The 17,689-nt window shown below is 63.4% G+C and carries 15 protein-coding genes; 6 read left to right on the top strand and 9 right to left on the bottom strand.

Annotated elements, in window-relative coordinates; genetic code table 11:
* Positions 1–34: 34 nt before the first annotated feature.
* Both EJ066_RS19175 and EJ066_RS19170 read right to left on the bottom strand, forming a co-directional pair.
* Complete coding sequence (locus EJ066_RS19175; RefSeq protein ID WP_126043966.1) at positions 35–1,546, bottom strand: leucyl aminopeptidase; 1,512 nt, start codon at positions 1,544–1,546, stop codon at positions 35–37.
* 102 nt (positions 1,547–1,648) lie between these two features.
* Complete coding sequence (locus EJ066_RS19170) at positions 1,649–2,824, bottom strand: NAD(P)/FAD-dependent oxidoreductase (protein ID WP_126040635.1); 1,176 nt, start codon at positions 2,822–2,824, stop codon at positions 1,649–1,651.
* Between the two features lie 333 nt (positions 2,825–3,157).
* On the opposite strand from EJ066_RS19170, the gene lptF reads away from it, so the two are divergent.
* The 6 genes from lptF to rsmA all read left to right on the top strand — a co-directional run bounded on the left by lptF (position 3,158) and on the right by rsmA (position 10,953).
* Positions 3,158–4,360, top strand: coding sequence for an LPS export ABC transporter permease LptF (gene lptF / locus EJ066_RS19160; RefSeq protein WP_126040631.1), 1,203 nt, complete (start codon positions 3,158–3,160; stop codon positions 4,358–4,360).
* 16 nt (positions 4,361–4,376) lie between these two features.
* Positions 4,377–5,459, top strand: a complete 1,083-nt coding sequence (gene lptG, locus EJ066_RS19155) for an LPS export ABC transporter permease LptG (RefSeq protein WP_126040629.1) — start codon at positions 4,377–4,379, stop codon at positions 5,457–5,459.
* On the top strand, positions 5,459–7,885 hold the full coding sequence (locus EJ066_RS19150) for an LPS-assembly protein LptD (RefSeq protein WP_189644311.1): 2,427 nt from the start codon (positions 5,459–5,461) through the stop codon (positions 7,883–7,885). The genes lptG and EJ066_RS19150 overlap by 1 nt, the downstream gene beginning before the upstream one ends.
* A gap of 242 nt (positions 7,886–8,127) precedes the next feature.
* Complete coding sequence (locus tag EJ066_RS19145) at positions 8,128–9,063, top strand: peptidylprolyl isomerase (protein WP_189644310.1); 936 nt, start codon at positions 8,128–8,130, stop codon at positions 9,061–9,063.
* Positions 9,060–10,094, top strand: a complete 1,035-nt coding sequence (gene pdxA, locus EJ066_RS19140) for a 4-hydroxythreonine-4-phosphate dehydrogenase PdxA (RefSeq protein WP_189644542.1) — start codon at positions 9,060–9,062, stop codon at positions 10,092–10,094. The genes EJ066_RS19145 and pdxA overlap by 4 nt, the downstream gene beginning before the upstream one ends.
* Positions 10,095–10,113: 19 nt before the next feature.
* The gene (gene rsmA / locus EJ066_RS19135) at positions 10,114–10,953 is read left to right on the top strand and encodes a 16S rRNA (adenine(1518)-N(6)/adenine(1519)-N(6))-dimethyltransferase RsmA (protein ID WP_126040623.1); all 840 of its coding nucleotides are present in this window, start codon (positions 10,114–10,116) and stop codon (positions 10,951–10,953) included.
* A gap of 47 nt (positions 10,954–11,000) precedes the next feature.
* Here rsmA and gmk read toward each other — a convergent pair whose 3' ends face one another.
* From gmk to fabD, 7 genes are all read right to left on the bottom strand, one after another.
* A complete protein-coding gene (gene gmk, locus EJ066_RS19130) occupies positions 11,001–11,675 on the bottom strand; it encodes a guanylate kinase (protein WP_164759298.1) in 675 nt (224 codons plus the stop codon).
* Between the two features lie 6 nt (positions 11,676–11,681).
* Positions 11,682–12,572 (bottom strand): YicC/YloC family endoribonuclease, encoded by an 891-nt coding sequence (locus EJ066_RS19125; protein ID WP_126040621.1) that lies wholly within the window; start codon positions 12,570–12,572, stop codon positions 11,682–11,684.
* 179 nt (positions 12,573–12,751) lie between these two features.
* A complete protein-coding gene (gene mltG / locus EJ066_RS19120; RefSeq protein ID WP_126040619.1) occupies positions 12,752–13,978 on the bottom strand; it encodes an endolytic transglycosylase MltG in 1,227 nt (408 codons plus the stop codon).
* 102 nt (positions 13,979–14,080) lie between these two features.
* On the bottom strand, positions 14,081–15,343 hold the full coding sequence (gene fabF / locus EJ066_RS19115; RefSeq protein ID WP_126040617.1) for a beta-ketoacyl-ACP synthase II: 1,263 nt from the start codon (positions 15,341–15,343) through the stop codon (positions 14,081–14,083).
* A gap of 34 nt (positions 15,344–15,377) precedes the next feature.
* Positions 15,378–15,614: an acyl carrier protein gene (locus tag EJ066_RS19110; RefSeq protein ID WP_006203723.1), complete on the bottom strand. Its 237-nt coding sequence runs from the start codon at positions 15,612–15,614 to the stop codon at positions 15,378–15,380.
* A 189-nt stretch (positions 15,615–15,803) separates the two neighbouring features.
* On the bottom strand, positions 15,804–16,541 hold the full coding sequence (gene fabG / locus EJ066_RS19105) for a 3-oxoacyl-[acyl-carrier-protein] reductase (protein WP_126040615.1): 738 nt from the start codon (positions 16,539–16,541) through the stop codon (positions 15,804–15,806).
* A gap of 59 nt (positions 16,542–16,600) precedes the next feature.
* On the bottom strand, positions 16,601–17,554 hold the full coding sequence (fabD, locus tag EJ066_RS19100) for an ACP S-malonyltransferase (protein WP_126040613.1): 954 nt from the start codon (positions 17,552–17,554) through the stop codon (positions 16,601–16,603).
* Positions 17,555–17,689: the final 135 nt, after the last annotated feature.

Genomic DNA, 17,689 nt, shown 5'->3' with positions numbered 1-17,689 from the left:
CTAGGGATTTGCGTAAAAACAAATAGTTAAGGCCTCACCCCTCGTAGTTGTCGCGCACCAGCCGGTCGAGCAGCCTGACGCCGAAGCCGGAGCCCCATGACTGGTTGATCTCGTTGGACGGCGCGCCCAGCGCGGTGCCGGCGATGTCGAGATGTGCCCAGGGCGTATCCTTGACGAAGCGCTGCAGGAACTGCGCCGCGATGATCGCGCCGCCGTAGCGGCCGCCGATGTTCTTCATGTCGGCATTTTTCGAATCGATCAGCTTGTCGTATTCGGTGCCGAGCGGCATCCGCCACAGCCGTTCCTGCGTCGCCTGCCCGGCGCTCGTCAGCTTGTCCGCCAAGTCGTCATTGTTGGAGAACAGGCCGGCATAATGCTGCCCGAGCGCGACCATGATGGCGCCGGTAAGCGTCGCCAGATTGACCATGAATTTCGGCTGGAAGCGATCGTTGCAGTACCACAGCGCATCGGCCAGAACGAGGCGGCCTTCGGCGTCGGTGTTGAGCACCTCGATGGTCTGGCCCGACATCGAGGTGACGATGTCGCCAGGGCGCTGCGCATGGCCGTCGACGGAATTCTCCACCAGCCCGATGACACCGACGACATTGGCCTTGGCCTTGCGGGCGGCCAGCGCGTGCATCAGCCCGGTCACGGCGGCCGCGCCGCCCATGTCGCCCTTCATGTCCTCCATGCCGGAGGCCGTCTTTATCGAATTGCCGCCGGTGTCGAACGTGACGCCCTTGCCGACGAAGGCAACCGGGCTGTCCTTGGCCTTGCCGCCGTTCCAGCGCATGACGGCCATGCGGGCGCCACGCGGCGAGCCTTGCGCGACGCCGAGCAGCGAGCCCATGCCGAGCTTCTTCATCTCCTTCTCGACCAGGATCTCGACCGTGACGCCGAGCGCTTCCAGTTCGCCGACGCGGGCGGCGAATTCCACCGGCCCCAGTATGTTGGCCGGTTCGTTGACCAGATCGCGCGCCAGGAACACCCCGTCGATCACCGCCACTTCGTCGGTGAAGATCTTTTTCGCCGACACCGGATCGGTGGTGTGGATGGTCACCTTGGCCGGCTTCTTGGGCTCGACCTTCTTGCCGTCGCGCTGGCCGTCGCCATTGTCCTTTTTCGTCTTGTATTTGTCGAAGGCATAGCTGCGCAGAAGGATGCCCGCGGCAAGCTGTGCCGCTTGCCTGCCGCCGACGTCAGTACCCGGCAGATCGAGCATGACAGCCACCTCGACCGCCTTGCGCAAGGATGCAGCGATCGTGCCGCCAAGCTTGAGCCAGGCATGATCGTCGAGCGCCGAGACCTTTCCGGCGCCGACCGCCACCAGCCGGTCGAGCGATGTGCCCTCCGGCGCCAGCACTTCGACCAGGCCGGCGAACTTGCCGGAAAAGTCGGCCGCCGGAAACGCCCGCTCCAGGGTCTTTGCCGGGTCGCAAGCCTTTGCCGCGTCGCCGAGGCCGCCATCGTCGGCCGCCAGCACGAAGACACTGCCCTTTTTGGGCGCTGCGAATTTGGCGAAGGCGATCGAAGGTCTCGAAGTCATCATGTCCTGCTTTCGGGAACGGCGTTGGTTTTTTGGGAGTGTGCCTTGGCGAAACCCGATACTTGGCCGTTTCCGGCCGGAAGCACCACCCCAATTTTCAATTCATCGCCTCTGCCTGACGATCTGCTGCGTGATCGCCTTGGCCTGAATTCGGGCATTGGCGAAACAACCGCGGATGCTTGGCCGCATGCCGGTAAACCACAGACCGGGCAATTTCGGGTCGGCCTCGCCGCCATTGAAAAGGGGAACGCCCTTGCTATCGAGGACGCCGAGCTTGCCAACCATGCGTTCGAGCCCGGTGCGGTAGCCGGTCGCCGCGATGACAATATCGGGAGCGATCAGGTCGCCGTTGCCGAGGAAGACGCCGTCGCGGGCAAATTCGCGCACCTGCGGCAGTACTACGATCTTGCCGGCCTTGATGGCGCGGACGGCGCCGTCATCGGTGGCGATCGCGGTATAATCGGCAGTCAGGCGACTTGCGCCTCCCGACGACGCGCGCGGCAGGCCAAACTTCTTCAAGTCGCCGAAAACCAGGCGCTGCGTTGCCGCCATCACCGCGTCGGCGAGCCACAACGGCAAACGCGCCATAAACGGCGAAAGCCTGTGGACGGCGATCTTGCCAATGCGTTTTGGCAGCAGCGAGGGGCCGTTGCGGGACGACAGCCAGACAGAGGCGGCATTCGCCCCCGCCAGATGATTGAGCACGTCGAAGCCCGAATTGCCGGCGCCGACAACCAGCACCTTTTTTCCCGCATAGTCCTCGGCTTTGCCAAAATCCGCCGAATGCATGATGCGGCCGGCAAAGTCGTTGGCGCCCTTCCACTGCGGAATGAATGGCTGTCGGTCGCGCCCGGTGGCAATGACGACATGACGCGCCAGCAGGGGCCCGGCAGTGGTCTCAACGGTCCAGTGATCGCCGTTGAACGCGATCTCCTCGACGGCGACGCCAAGCCGGACCGGCAGACTGTGCGCCTGGCTGAAATCGTTCAGGTGGCGGACGACGGCGGTTTTGTGGGGAAAAGCGGGGGTGCCCGCGGGGTAGTCGACGCCAGGGAGTGTCGAGAGATCACGATGCGAATTGAGGTGCAGCCGTTCGTGCCGCCGGTACCAGGGTTCGGCAAGCCGGTTTTCCCTTTCCAGGATAAGCGTTGGTACGCCGGCTTTTATCAGCGCATAGGCGGCGGCCAGCCCCGCCGCGCCGGCGCCGATCACGATTGCACCGTGAAAAATCGATTCCTGGCCGGTTTGACTGCGCAATTCAGTTGCTTCTGCTTCCATGCCTGTACCTGTCATGGCGGCCATAACCGTGATCGGCGCGACATTTGGTCGTTTTCCGGCATTTAGCAAGACTTTGCCGGAATCAGATCCCATATGGCGTATGGAATCGACGGCGATTCGTCGCGGCACGGCCCCGCTTTCCTGCCGCAACCTGTTGTTAACCATTGATGTTCGCCCTTTCTTATCCATTGCCGCCGACACTCCGGCCCACCGGGAATAATGATGCGGGACGGGACGGATCGACCGCAAAACGGAACCGGTTGTACAGGCGTCGCCGGACGACTACCTTGTCTGGAGGCATGATGCCGTTCGGCAAAATCGAGAAAAGCCTTCATGAGGGTCGTTGAACGCTACATCATGCGTCGCGCATTGGCGGTCTTCCTGGCAGCGCTCACCTGGACGCTGGCGATCGTATGGACGACGCAGGTGCTCGCCCGCATCGATCTCGTCACCGACAGCGGCCAGTCGGCGCTGACCTTCTTCGAGGTCGCTGCCCTGATCATTCCATCGATCGTCCCGATCGTCGTGCCTTTCGCCCTGGTGGTCGCGGTCGCTCAGACGCTGAGCGCAATGAATTCCGATTCCGAGCTTGCCGTCTTGAACGCCGCGGGCGCCTCGCGCTGGACCATCGTCAGGCCGATCATGCTCCTGGCGCTGGCGGCCAGCGTTCTTTCATTCGCCGTCGATAACGGCATCGACCCCTATGCACGCCAGAAAAACCGCCAACTGGTAGCGTCGTCGCGTGCCGATCTGTTGTCGCTGATCATCCAGGAAGGCACCTTCCGCAAGATCGACGACGGCCTCTTCCTGCAGATTGGCGAGCGGCTTCCAGACAATCGCCTCGGCGGCATCTTCGTCGCCGATTCGCGCGAAGAAGGCGTCAACCTCATCTACTACGCCAAGACCGGGGCCATCATCGAAAGCGGCGACGAGAAGGTGCTGATGATGAACGACGGCGTCATCCATCGCGAAACGCTGACAGGCGACCTTTCGGTCATCCGGTTCACCTCCTATGCCTTCGATCTGTCCGCCTTCATGTCGGCCTCATCGGACGTATTGCTTTTGCCGAAGGACCGGACGACCCAGTACCTGCTCAATCCCAGTCCCAACGACAAGATGTTCCAGAGAGCGCCGAACAGGTACCTGGCCGAGCTCAACCAGCGTTTTTCCGAATGGTCCTATTCACTCGTGTTCGCGCTGATCGCGCTTGCGGTCGCGGGAGACGCGCGCTCCCACCGCGAGGCGCGCATTCACCCGCTGATAACGGCCATCGCGCTTGCGCTTTTCGTACGCTGGCTTGGTTTTTTTGCCGCCGGCAAAGCCGACAAGATTCCGCAATACGCCTATATGGTCTACGGCGTTCCGATTGTGGCGTCCGCGGTGGCGACATGGTTCATCGTTTCCAACCGGACCATGGAGCTGCCGGTCGCCTGGGCCGACTGGATGACGAATTTCGCCGGCCGCTTCGGTGAAGGCTGGAGCGCCATCAAGCTCCGCTTCGCCAAGCGTGGCGCTTCTGGCCAAGGGGCTGGCTGATGGGCTGGACACGCTAATGGGCTGGACTCTGGGTCGATACTTCTTCTTCCGTTACGTGACGATCACCATCTGGTTCTTCGTCGGTCTCCTGGCGCTTGTGTTCCTGATCGATTTCACCGAGCTTTCCAGCCGCACGACCGGCGTGCCAGGCTTCACCTACGGTACGGCGTTCGCCATTTCAGGGCTGAGGATGCCGATGATCATGCTGCAGACAGTGCCGTTCGTCGGACTGTTCTCGGCGATGGCGACGCTGGTCTCGCTCAATCGCAGATATGAACTGGTCATCGCACGTTCCGCCGGCGTGTCCGCATGGCAGTTCCTGTTGCCGTGCTGCATCGGGGCGCTGCTGTTCGGCGTGCTGTCGGTCGGCGTCATCAATCCGATCGCCGCGCATGCGTTTTCCTGGTCCGAGAGAATCGAGACCCAGCTCCGCTCCGGCAAGTCGAGCGCCGTCTCGGCCGATGCCGCGCCCTGGATCCGGCAGAAAACCAGTTCCGGCGATACTATCATCGGCGCGCGCGCCATTCTCAATCAGGGCCTGGAAATGGCCAACGCCGTCTTCTTCGTCCTCAACCCGCAAGGCGACATCGTTGAACGCAAGGATGCGGTGCACGCCTTTTTGCGGGATGGCTATTGGGAGCTGCAGGACGTCAAGGTTTTCCGGGACGGCAACATCCAATCGTTGGCAAGCGACCGGGTGCCGACCAATCTCAAGCCCGAATTCGTACAAGAGCGGCTGGCGCGCCCGGAGACCATCCCTTTCTACGATCTGCCCAGCAAGATCGAGGTTGCCCGCTCCTTCGGCCTCAAGGCAAATGCCTTTGCCATGCAGTTTGATTCGCTGGTGGCGCTGCCGTTCCTTCTCGTCGCCATGACGCTGATCGCTGCAACGGTGTCGATGCGATTTGCAAGGATGGGACAATCCGCGACGATGATTCTGGGTGGCGTCCTGGCTGGGTTTCTGCTTTATGTCGTGACGGTGCTGGTCAAGGCATTCGGTGTTGCGGGATTCGTACCCACAGTCGTGGCTGCATGGGTTCCGGTTGTCGTGGCTATGTTCTTCGGGGTGACTTTCTTGCTGTACAAGGAAGACGGCTAGTGAGGGGGGCGGTTTTGCGTAGCCATAGGCAGGCCGGTCTGGCGCGCCTCTATGGGGCGAGCGCCTTGGCATGCCTGCTCGCTTGCGTCGTCCCGACTGTTCCGGCTTCCGCCCAGGATATCAGCGCTATGGCGCCGGACGTCCCCGCCGACTCGCAAATGCTGCTGGCGGCAGATACGCTGGTCTATGACAACGACAAACAGACGGTAACGGCTGTCGGCGGGGTCCAGATCGATTATGGCGGCAACCGCCTCGTCGCCCAGCGGGTGGAATACAACCGCAACACCCAGCGCCTCGTCGCCAGCGGCAATGTCGAGGTCATCAACAGCGACGGCACCAAGATCTATTCGCAGCATGTCGACATCACCGACGATTTCGCCGATGGCTTCGTCAATGCGCTGCGTGTCGAAACCGTCGACAAGGCGTATTTCGCCGCCGAAAGCGCGGAGCGCTTGGGCGGCGTGCTGACGACGTTCCACAATGGCGTCTACACGGCCTGCGAGCCATGCGCGGACAAACCGGACAAGGCACCGACCTGGCGCATCAAGGCCAGGAAGATCATCTGGAACGGCGAGAAGAAGACGGTCCGCTTCGAGAATTCGAATTTCGAGTTCTTCGGCTTTCCGCTCGCCTATCTGCCGGCCTTCGAGATTGCCGACCCTACCGTCAAGCGCAAAAGCGGCTTCCTGAACCCCAGCATTGCCTATAAGAGCGACCTCGGCGCCGGCATCAAAGTGCCTTATTATTTCGCGCTTTCGCCGACCTATGACCTCACCGTCACCGGCAGCGGCTATACCAAGCAAGGCTTCCTAGGCGAGGCCGAATGGCGCCAGCGCTTCAACAACGGCCAGTACAGCCTGAAGATCGCCGGTATCCAGCAACAGGACCCCGACGAGTTCATCGACAGCTACGGCCCCACTGTCGATTCAGGTGCGGCCGGCGACCCGAACAAGTTCCGCGGCATGATGGGCACCAAGGGGCAGTTCGCTATCAATCCGCGCTGGGACTTCGGCTGGAATGTCCTGTTGCAGACCGACAAGAACTTCTCGCGCACCTACGCCATCGAAGACTTCAACGATAGCGTGCATCGCTCGGAGATCTATCTGACCGGCCTCAACGGCCGCAACTATTTCGACGTGCGCGCCATGCGCTTCGAGGTCCAGGAAAAGACGCTCCCTGACGATCCGACCGCACGCGCCGGCAAGCAGCCCTGGGTGCTGCCCTCGCTCGACTACGCCTACATCCCCGACATGGCGGTGGCCGGCGGGCAATTGTCGTTCAATGTCAACGCACAGGCCATCAGCCGCGACAGGCTGGATGTAGTCTACACTGTCCCTGACGATCCCACCTCGGACGTCCAGCGCGTGCGCGGCATCGAGGGCCAATCGGGCCGCCTGACCGCCGAAGCCGAATGGAAGCGCACCTTCACCACCGATGGCGGGCTGCTGCTGACGCCATTGCTGGCGCTGCGCGGCGACGCCGGCTATGTTAATGCCTCTTCGCCCTCGCTCACCGCCATCAACGAGATGGCGATGAACCCGGATATAAATACCAGCGCTGACATGCGCACCTCGCTCGCCCGCTACATGGCGACCGCCGGGCTGGAGATGCGCTGGCCGGTGCTGTTTTCGTCGACCAATTCCAGCCATATCTTCGAGCCGATGGCGCAGGTCTTCGTGCGTCCGAACGAGCAATATGTCGGTGGCCTCGCTGTCCCCAACGAGGACGCTCAGAGCTTCGTCTTCGACGCCACGACATTGTTCGAGCGCGACAAGTTCTCCGGTTACGATCGCATGGAGGGTGGCTCGCGCGCCAATGTCGGGGTGCGCTATTCCGGCGCCTACGACAATGGCTGGAGCACCAACGCGCTGTTCGGCCAATCTTATCAACTGGGCGGCCACAACTCGTTCGATTCACCGGACCTGGTCAATGTCGGCGCCTATTCGGGTCTTGAGACCGAGACCTCCGACTATGTTGGCCTTGTCGGCTTCAACAGCCCCGGCGGGCTTTCCGGCTCGGTCAGTGGCCGTTTCGACGAACAGAGCTTCGAGGTCCGCCGCGCCGAGGTGAAAGCGGCCTTTTCCGGCCTGCCGATTTCGTTCAGCGCCAAATACGCCTTCATCCAGGCGCAGCCGCTCTACGGCTTCACGACCGATCGCCATGAGGTCACGCTCGGCGCCTCGACGCAACTTGCAGAGAACTGGCGTGTTTTCGGCACTGGCACCTACGATCTGGAGCAAAGTATCCTGGTCAAGGACGGGATCGGTTTTGCCTATAGTGATTCATGCTTCACTTACTTGATGACGTTCTCTGAAACCCGCGACCTGAACACCAGGGAAGTGTCGCAGAATGTCGGCTTCAACCTGTCGTTTCGCACGCTCGGCGATTTCGGCTCATCACAAAGCTCCTTCGGAGCCATCCAGTAGCAGACGACCGGCGACTGGCCAGAACAGACGGCTGGAGCGGGGGCTGGCCAACGCATCGGCCTGAGATCGGAATTTGATTTTAGGAAAACGCGATGCGTAGATTCAAAGTATTGTAGCGTACCTTGCGCGCCCAAGTGGACGCAGGTCGCTCAGCGACATCGTTTCGCCGCATAAGGCAGGCACGGGTTTCAGCTCCCTAAAAAAATGAGATAGAATTGGGCCGGAACCGGGATAAAATTGGGATGCTTTCGATGAGGAAATACCTCTTTTCGGCAGGGTTCGCGCTGCTGGTGGCGGCGACCTCGACCTTGATCACCATGACGACGCCGCCGGCTTTCGCCAGCCAGATCAAATACGTCGTCAACAACGTGCCGATCACCACCGGTGACATCCAGCATCGTGCAGCTTTCCTGCGCCTGCAGCGCAGGAAAGGCGACGCCGCAAACGAAATGATCGAGCAGACGCTGCGCCTCGCCGAAGCCAAGCGTCTCGGCATCCGCATCAGCGACGCCCAGGTCGACGCTGCCTATCAGCGTTTTGCCACGACCAACAAGATGCAGCTCAAGCAACTCGATGGCGTCATGGCGCAGTCCGGCGTCGGCAAGGAGCATTTCAAGGAGTTCATCCGCACTCAGATGGCCTGGAACCAGGCGCTGACCGCGCGCCATCGCTCCGAGAGCGGCGGCGGCGCCATGAGCGAGCAGGACGCGGTCAGGCGCATGCTCGACAAGGGCGGCGCCAAGCCGACCGCTATGGAGTACATGCTGCAGCAGGTCATCTTCGTCGTTCCCGCGGCCGAGCGCAGCGCAACGCTGGCCAAGCGCAAGCGCGAGGCCGACGCCATGCGCGCCCGCTTCAACGGCTGCAGCACCTCGCGTCAATTTGCCAAGGGCCTGATCGACGTCACCGTTCGCGATCTCGGCCGGGTGCTGGCGCCGCAATTGCCGCCGGAATGGGCCGACCAGATCAAGGCCACCAAGGTCGGCGGCGCCACCCCCACACGCCAGACGGACCGCGGCGTCGAGTTCATCGGCATCTGCTCGTCGCGCGAAGTGTCCGACGACAAGGCCGCCCAGATGGTGTTCCAAAGCGAAGGCTCGACCGGCAAGGATGCCGACGATCTCTCCAAGAAGTATGTCGAGGAGTTGCGGAAGAAAGCCCGCATCGTCGAGCGCTGAAATCGCCAGAGGCAGAGCTCCCGCTGGCGCTGAGCGTCGGCGATCCCTCCGGCGTCGGGCCTGAAATCGCCATTGCCGCCTGGCAGGCGCGTGACAGCGCCGGTGTGCCGCCCTTCTATCTTGTCGCCGATCCGGCGCTGATTGCCGCACGGGCGCGCCGACTCGGCGCCGATGTGCCAATCACGGAGATAAAGCCGGCCGACGCGGCGCGCGTCTTTGCAAGCGCCCTGCCCGTCATGCCGCTTGTCGCCCGCTTCGTCGACAGCCCCGGCCGGCCGAACCCGGCCAACGCCGCCGGCATCATCGAGGCCATCGACCGCGCTGTTGCCGATTGCCTTGGCGGCCGCGCCGCGGCGGTCGTCACGTGCCCGATCGCCAAGAAGCCGCTCTACGATGCCGGTTTCCGTTTCCCCGGCCACACCGAGTATCTGGCACACCTGGCGACGCTCCACACCGGCGCCGAAGCGATGCCGGTGATGATGCTTGCCGGCCCCGAGCTGCGCACGGTCCCGGTCACCATCCACATTGCGCTGTGCGAGGTGCCAAAGGCGCTGACGACGGACTTGATCATTGCCACCGCCCGCATCGCCGCCGCCGACCTCGAACACCGCTTCGGTATCGCCAAGCCGCGGCTTGCCATTGCCGGCCTCAATCCGCATGCCGGCGAAGGCGGCACGATGGGTGCGGAGGACGAGCACATCATCCGCCCGGCGATCGACAGGCTGAGGGCGGAGGGCATCGATGCCTTCGGACCGCTGCCGGCCGACACGCTGTTCCATGCCCGCGCCCGAGCCGGCTACGATGTGGCGCTGTGCATGTACCACGACCAGGCGCTGATCCCAGCCAAGGCGCTTGCCTTCGACGAGGCGGTCAACGTCACGCTTGGCCTGCCCTTCATCCGCACCTCACCGGATCACGGCACCGCCTTCGATATCGCCGGCAAGGGCATAGCCCGAGCCGACAGCCTGATCGCGGCCCTAAGGCTCGCCCGCAAGCTTGCCGACACCGAGGCGAAGGCTACCGCCGCATGAACGCCTTGAGGGCGGTCGCATGAGCATCGACGGGCTGCCGCCGTTGCGCGCGGTGATCGAACGCCATGGGCTGCAGGCGAAAAAGGCGCTTGGGCAGAATTTCTTGCTCGACCTCAACCTGACCGGCAAGATCGCACGCGCCGCCGGCGACCTGACCGACGCCACGGTGATCGAGGTCGGTCCGGGTCCCGGCGGCCTGACCCGGGCGTTGCTTTCCCACGGCGCAGGCCGGGTCATCGCCATCGAGCGCGACGAGCGCTGCCTGGCGGCACTCGCGGAAGTGTCGAACCACTATCCGGGCCGGCTGGAGATCATTGCAGGCGATGCGCTGAGGACGGATTTTACGGCGCTTGCCAAAGGGGCGCATGGGGGCGATGGACCTGTGAAGCTCGTCGCCAACCTGCCCTACAATATCGGCACCGAACTGTTGATACGCTGGCTGACCGTCGCCGAGTGGCCGCCCTTCTATGCATCGATGACGCTGATGTTCCAGCGCGAGGTGGCCGAGCGTATCGTCGCCCGTCCCGGCAGCGATGCCTATGGCCGGCTGGGCGTGCTGGCAGGCTGGCGGACAGAGGCAAGAATCGCTTTCGACGTGCCGCCGCAAGCGTTCACGCCGCCGCCCAAGGTGACCTCGTCGGTGGTGCATCTGGTGCCGCGGGCAAGTCCCCTGCCCACCGAAGTCAAGAAGCTCAGCCGCGTCACCGAAGCAGCCTTCGGCCAGCGCCGCAAAATGCTGCGACAGAGCGTCAAGAGCCTCGGCGGCGAAGCCCTGCTCACCCGCGCCGGCATCGATCCGACCCGCCGCGCCGAAACGCTTGATGTCGAGGAATTCGTGCGACTGACCAACGCGGTGTGAGAAGCTGCCAATTTCCCACAAGAGGAGAAGATGGCGCTCCACCGCCCCTAATCCGTCTTCTCGTCGAGCAACCCCGAGACAAAATCGAACAGGCCGGGCCGGCGGTCGCGTCTGAGACGCTCGGCGATGACGATGCCGCGCACCTCGGCGAAGGCGCGGTCGAGATCGTCGTTGATGATGACGAAATCGTATTCCTTCCAGTGCTCGATCTCGTTGCGGGCGTTTTTCAGACGCGTCTCGATCACCGATTCCTGGTCCTCGGCGCGGCGCTTCAGCCGCGCCTTCAATTCCTTCATCGAAGGCGGCAGGATGAAGATCGAGACGATGTCGGCGCGCATCTTCTCCTTGAGCTGCTGTGCGCCCTGCCAGTCGATGTCGAACAGCATGTCGCGGCCCTGTGCCAGCGCCAGTTCGGCCGGCTCGCGTGGCGTCGCGTAGCAATTGCCATGCACTTCGGCCCATTCGAGCAGTTCGTCTGAATCGCGCAGCCGCTCGAACTCGCGCATGGTGCGGAAGTGATAATGGACGCCCTCTATCTCGCTGCCGCGGCGTGGCCGCGTGGTGACGGAGACCGATAGTTCGAGACTGGAATCGCTTTCCAGAAGATTGCGCGCGATCGTCGATTTGCCGGCGCCGGACGGCGACGACAGCACGAGCATCAGGCCCCGGCGGCGAATGCGGGAACCCAGATCCTTAGCAACCATCGGCTCCTTGGCGACCATCAGGGGTTACTCCAGATTCTGGACCTGTTCGCGGAACTGGTCGACAACCGCCTTCAGCTCCAGCCCTATGGCGGTGACCGTAGCGGCGTTCGATTTCGAACACAGCGTATTCGATTCGCGGTTGAATTCCTGCGCCAGAAAATCGAGCTTGCGGCCGATGGCGCCGCCGCCTGCCAGCAGCACCCGGCCGGACGCGACATGCGTCTTCAGCCGGTCGATCTCCTCGCGGATGTCGGCCTTGGTGGCGAGGAACGCTGCTTCCATATGCAGCCGGCTGGCGTCGAGGTTGGCGGAAGCATCCATCAGCAGCCGGACCTGCTCGGCAATCCGTTCGCGGATCACCGCCGGCTCGCGCGCCGGATCGGCCTCGGCGCGCAGCGTCAGCGCCTCGATGGCATCGATGTGGCCGGACAGCAGCGAACGCAGGGCGGTGCCCTCGCCCTGGCGTGCCTGCTCCAGCCCGCCCAGTGCCACTTCGAGCGCCGAGAGGATCGCGCCGTCGAGCGCCGCCCGCGCCTCTTCGGTCTCGGCGGTTTCGGGAATATCGAGCACGCCGCGCAGCGAAAGCAGCCCGTCGGCTGTCGCAGGCGCTACGCCGAACTGCTCCTGCAGCCGCTTGGCCAACCCCGCCAGATCCCTCAGGAAGGCCTCGTTGACCACGGGCTGTGCCTGCTGGCCGGCGGCGCGGCCGACGGTCAGCGTTGCCTGGAAATTGCCGCGCGCAAAACGCTTTTGTACCGTCTGCCTGACGGCTGGCTCCAGCCGCTCGAGGCCCTGCGGCAGCCGCAGCCTGACCTCGACGCTCTTGCCGTTGACCGACTTGACCTCCCAGGCGATCGACGTGCCGTCATGTTCGGCGACGGCCCGTGCAAAACCGGTCATGCTCTGCAAATTCATAATGCCCTTGCGTCCCCCTGGCGCATGATCCCGGAAGCGGTTCCGGGCCAAGTCATGCGCGACTTCAAAGTGCCGGAGCGCCTCTTCGCGCCGAATCGGACGCAAGGCGCTCCTGATCAAAAAACAGCACGTCCCTGCCGTCAAACGGATCGGAGGGACGATCTCAAAACCGTCCGGCGCTACTGCGCCGCTCCCGCATCGCCGTCCACCGGCGCATCGGTCTGGCCCTCCACCTTGGCGGCATCGGCCTTGGCAGCACCGGCCTTGGCGGCATCATCGGCCAGCTTCTTCTGCAACGCCCGGTAGCGGGCGACGTTCTCGTTGTGCTCGGCGAGCGTCCCGGCAAAGACGTGACCGCCGGTGCCGTCGGCGACGAAATAAAGGTCGTCGGTCTTCGACGGGTTGGCAACGGCTTCCAGCGCGGCACGGCCGGGATTGGCGATCGGCGTCGGCGGCAGGCCGTTGATCAGGTACGTGTTGTAGGGCGTCGGCTTCTGGATGTCAGACTGATAGATCGGGCGGTCGGCGGGTTTGCCCTTGCCGCCGAACAGGCCGTAGATAATGGTCGGATCGGACTGCAGCCGCATGCCCTTGGCCAGCCGGTTGAGGAAGACGGCGGCGACCCGCGAGCGTTCATCGCCCTTGCCTGTCTCCTTCTCGACGATCGAAGCCAGAATGACGAAGTCCTCGACACTGGCAAGAGGCAGATCGGGGGCGCGCCGCTGCCAGACATCCTCGACCAGCTTTTTCTGATCTGCCAAAAGCTTGTCGACCATCTGCTGGCGCGTCGCGCCGCGGGTGAAACGCAGCGTGTCGGTAGCAAGGCTGCCCTCAGGGGGGATGGTCGCCGGCATAACGCCGTCGAGCGCTGCCTGATCGGCGATGCGCTGCAGCGCCTGCTCGACGGTCAGCCCCTCGGGAACGGTCAGCGAATACATCACCGACTTGCCGCTCTTCAGCAACTCCATGATATCGCGCATGGAGGCCTGCGGCTTGATCTCGTATTCGCCGGCCTTTAGTGCGGAATCATTGCCAAAGGCACGCACGCCAAGGCGGAAGATGCGTGCGTCGCTGATCAGTCCGCGCCGCTCGAGCTGCTCCGCAATTTCCTGGACGCCCGTATTCGGCTTGACCAGGAAGGTGTCGGCATTGGCCGACGGGCCGGGCTCGTTGAATTCCTGCTTGCCGAAATACAATGCAAAGCCGGCCGCCAGAACTATCAGCATCACCAAAGAGATGACGAAGTTCATGAACACGACGAACTGGCTGCGCGAGGCGCGCGAGCGCTTGGGCGGCGGCGTGCCAGCTTCAGGCCGCAATGCTTCGCTGGCCGTCTTCGGCACGATCGGACCTGGCGGTGCGGACCGTTGCCCGAATTCCCCGTTGTCCGCCGAATTTGTATTCATAGCGCCCTGCCGTTTGATCTTGCAACGAATCCCCTTGGGCAGAGTAGGGGCGAATATGGCAAAATTGACGGCACGCGCAAACCGTGCCGGTCAGCGGACCGGTCAGCCATTGTAGCGCTGGAAAACCAGCGAGGCGTTGGTGCCGCCGAAGCCGAAGGAGTTGGACAGCGCCACGTCGACCTGGCGGGCGCGCGGCTTGTGCGGCACCAGGTCGATCGCCGTTTCGCGCTCCGGATTGTCGAGATTGATGGTGGCCGGCGCGATGTTGTCGCGAATGGCGAGGATCGAAAAGATCGCCTCGGCGGCGCCCGCCGCGCCAAGAAGATGGCCTATCGACGATTTGGTCGACGACATCGATATTTTCGACGCAGCGTTGCCGACCAGCCGCTCGACAGCGCCGAGCTCGATCGTGTCGGCCATGGTCGAGGTGCCGTGCGCGTTGATGTAGTCGACGTCTGCGGGCGTCAGCTTGGCCCGATTCAGCGCCGCTACCATGCAGCGGAAGGCGCCGTCGCCATCCTCGGCCGGCGCTGTGATGTGATAGGCATCGCCGGTCAGGCCGTAACCGGTGACCTCGGCATAAATCTTGGCGCCGCGCGCCTTGGCGTGTTCCAGCTCCTCCAGAATGACGACGCCGGCGCCCTCGCCCATGACGAAGCCGTCCCGGTCGCGGTCATAGGGACGCGAGGCCGTTTGCGGGGCGTCGTTACGCTCGGTGGACAGCGCCCGGCAAGCGGCGAAACCAGCGACCGACAACCGCGTCACCGGCGCTTCGGTGCCGCCCGCGACCATCACGTCGGCGTCGCCCCACATGATCAGCCGGGCGGCATCGCCGATGGCATGCGCGCCGGTGGAACAAGCGGTGACGACGGCATGGTTGGGGCCTTTCAGCCCATGCCGGATCGAGACCTGGCCGGAGACGAGGTTGATGATCTGGCCGGGGATGAAGAACGGGCTGATGCGGCGCGGACCGCGCTCCTTCAGGATCATCGCGTTCTCGGCGATGCCTTCGATGCCGCCGATGCCCGAGCCGATCAGCACGCCGGTGGCGCACTGCTCCTCATGCGTCTTCGGCGCCCATCCCGAATCCTTCAGGGCTTCGTCGGCGGCCGCGATCCCGTAAAGGATGAAGTCGCCGATCTTGCGCAGTTCCTTCGGCTCGAGAACGGCCTCGGGATTGAAGGTGGCGTTCTCGCCGTTGCCGCGCGGAACAACGTGAGCGATCTTGCAGGCAAGATCCTCCACTTCGAACTCGGTGATGCGCTTGGCTGCGCTGCGGCCGGTCAGAAGCTCCTTCCAGCTATGCTCGAAGCCCATGCCGAACGGCGAAAGCAGCCCAAGGCCCGTGACGACGACACGCCTCATCGCAGGTCCTCCCCGGAAATGACTGCAGATGACGTCAGGCCGAAGCCTTGTCGATGTACTTCACTGCATCGCCAACGGTCAGGATGGTTTCGGCTGCATCATCCGGAATCTCGACGCCGAATTCTTCTTCGAACGCCATGACGAGTTCGACCGTGTCGAGGCTGTCCGCGCCCAGATCATCGATGAAGCTCGCCTGCTCCGTCACCTTGTCGGCGTCAACGCCAAGGTGCTCGATAACGATCTTCTTGACGCGCTCTGCGGTGTCACTCATTTGGGCATCCTCGTCTTTTGGTTGTCTGTCTTCGTTAGCGGGCAGAATGCCGCTAATCAAGCTGAAAGATGGTCCTGCCGGAAACGCAACGGCGCCGGACCGGTTTTTGCCCGAACCGCCGGGTTGCGGGCCGCATTACACGAAAATCGGCTTGGGTCCAAGGCGAAAAGGGGTGTTTTCCCGCAACTGTCAAATCATCGCCATGCCGCCATTCACATGGATGGTCTGGCCGGTGACATAAGCAGCTTCGTTGGAAGCGAGGTAGGCGACAGCGGAAGCGACTTCGGCGGTGGTGCCCATGCGCCGTGTCGGAATCGCGGCCATGATCGCCTCTTTCTGCTTGTCGTTGAGCTTGTCGGTCATCGCCGATTCGATGAAGCCCGGAGCGACACAGTTGACGGTGATGTTGCGGGTGGCGATCTCTTGCGCCAGCGATTTGGAAAAACCGATCATGCCGGCCTTGGAGGCGCAGTAATTGGTCTGGCCGGGATTGCCGGTAACACCGACCACCGAGGTGATGTTGATGATGCGGCCGTGCCGGCGCCGCATCATCGGGTGGGTGAGTTCGCGGGTCAGCCGAAACACCGCGGTCAGATTGACCTCGATCACCGTATCCCAGTCGGCGTCCGCCATGCGCACGAACAGCCCGTCCTTGGTGATGCCGGCGTTGTTGACGAGAATGTCGACGCCTTCGAGATCGGCCTCGGCCTTCTGGCCGAGCGCCTTGACGTCGTCGCGATTGGAAAGGTTGGCCGGGAACAGCTTAACCCGGTCGCCGAGCTCGGATGCCAGCGTTTCCAGCTTTTCGACGCGGGTGCCGTGCAAGCCGACGACGGCGCCCTGCGCGTGCAGCACCCGGGCGATCGCCTCGCCGATGCCTCCCGATGCGCCTGTGACGAGCGCCTTGCGGCCGGTCAATTCGAACATTCTTGTCTCCCAATCTCAGAGAACACCCTTCACATGGGCGGGGTCAAATCGCCAGTTGATTATGCAAGCGCCGCCAGCGTCGCCTCGACATCGGCCGGCGTGCCGACGGCGCCGGTGGCGATGTCGCGGTTGATACGCCTCGCCAGTCCCGACAGCACCTTGCCGGCGCCTACCTCGTAAATCGTCGCAACGCCGTTCGCGCCGAACCATTCCACCGTTTCGCGCCAGCGCACGCGGCCGGTAACCTGTTCGACCAAGCGGCGGGCGATTGCGTCAGGATCGCTGGACGGGGCAACCGACACGTTGGAGACCACGGGCACGAACGGCGCGTTCTTCGTCACCCCGACCAGCGCCTCGCGCATGACCTCGGCCGCCGGTGCCATCAGCGCCGAATGGAAAGGCGCCGAAACCTGCAACATCAACGCCCGCTTGGCGCCCTTTTCCGTGCACAGCTTCGCCGCCAGTTCGACCGCCGCCCTCGCGCCGGAGATTACCAGCTGGCCACCGCCATTGTCGTTGGCGATCTGGCAAACCGATCCCTTGGCCGATCCCTTGGCCGCTTCAGCGCAGGCGGCCTCGACATCGGCCTGTTCCAGCCCGATGATCGCCGCCATGGCGCCTTCGCCGGCTGGCACTGCCGCCTGCATGGCATTGCCGCGGATACGCAAGAGCCGGGCGGCATCGGCGACCGAAACGAAACCGGCGGCGGCAAGTGCCGAATATTCGCCGAGCGAATGGCCGGCGACATAGGCAATCTTGTCCTTCAGCGAGAAGCCGCGCGATTCCAGCGCCCGGATCGCGGCAAGCGACACAGCCATCAGCGCCGGCTGGGCATTGGCGGTCAGCGTCAGCGTCTCTTCCGGCCCTTCCCAGATCAGCTTCGACAGGTTTTCGCCAAGCGCGTGGTCGACCTCTTCGAAGATCTTCCGCGATTCCGGAAAGGCGTCGGCGAGGTCCTTGCCCATGCCGACAGCCTGGCTGCCCTGTCCCGGAAAGGTGAATGCGACGGCCATGTATGCTCCCAAGCGGCTGATTTTTCCTGCCTGTGACGCAAGGCGGGCGGGCAAGTCAAGTCCGCTATAGGCCTACCTCTGGCCCGCTCCGACTCGGAACCACCGGCCGAGTGCCTATTCCCAAAGGCTTTTTGT

The sequence above is a fragment of the Mesorhizobium sp. M9A.F.Ca.ET.002.03.1.2 genome, assembly GCF_003952365.1.
Taxonomy (GTDB): Bacteria; Pseudomonadota; Alphaproteobacteria; order Rhizobiales; family Rhizobiaceae; genus Mesorhizobium.
This window is presented reverse-complemented; position numbering and strand designations above follow the sequence as displayed.

Coding starts and splice junctions, on each gene's coding strand:
- EJ066_RS19145 (WP_189644310.1), top strand. CDS start 8,128: ATGCTTTCGATGAGGAAATACCTCTTTTCGGCAGGGTTCGCGCTGCTG.
- gmk (WP_164759298.1), bottom strand. CDS start 11,675: ATGGTCGCCAAGGAGCCGATGGTTGCTAAGGATCTGGGTTCCCGCATT.
- lptG (WP_126040629.1), top strand. CDS start 4,377: ATGGGCTGGACTCTGGGTCGATACTTCTTCTTCCGTTACGTGACGATC.
- fabG (WP_126040615.1), bottom strand. CDS start 16,541: ATGTTCGAATTGACCGGCCGCAAGGCGCTCGTCACAGGCGCATCGGGA.
- mltG (WP_126040619.1), bottom strand. CDS start 13,978: ATGAATACAAATTCGGCGGACAACGGGGAATTCGGGCAACGGTCCGCA.
- fabD (WP_126040613.1), bottom strand. CDS start 17,554: ATGGCCGTCGCATTCACCTTTCCGGGACAGGGCAGCCAGGCTGTCGGC.
- lptF (WP_126040631.1), top strand. CDS start 3,158: ATGAGGGTCGTTGAACGCTACATCATGCGTCGCGCATTGGCGGTCTTC.
- EJ066_RS19125 (WP_126040621.1), bottom strand. CDS start 12,572: ATGAATTTGCAGAGCATGACCGGTTTTGCACGGGCCGTCGCCGAACAT.
- fabF (WP_126040617.1), bottom strand. CDS start 15,343: ATGAGGCGTGTCGTCGTCACGGGCCTTGGGCTGCTTTCGCCGTTCGGC.
- EJ066_RS19170 (WP_126040635.1), bottom strand. CDS start 2,824: ATGGAAGCAGAAGCAACTGAATTGCGCAGTCAAACCGGCCAGGAATCG.
- rsmA (WP_126040623.1), top strand. CDS start 10,114: ATGAGCATCGACGGGCTGCCGCCGTTGCGCGCGGTGATCGAACGCCAT.
- EJ066_RS19175 (WP_126043966.1), bottom strand. CDS start 1,546: ATGACTTCGAGACCTTCGATCGCCTTCGCCAAATTCGCAGCGCCCAAA.
- EJ066_RS19110 (WP_006203723.1), bottom strand. CDS start 15,614: ATGAGTGACACCGCAGAGCGCGTCAAGAAGATCGTTATCGAGCACCTT.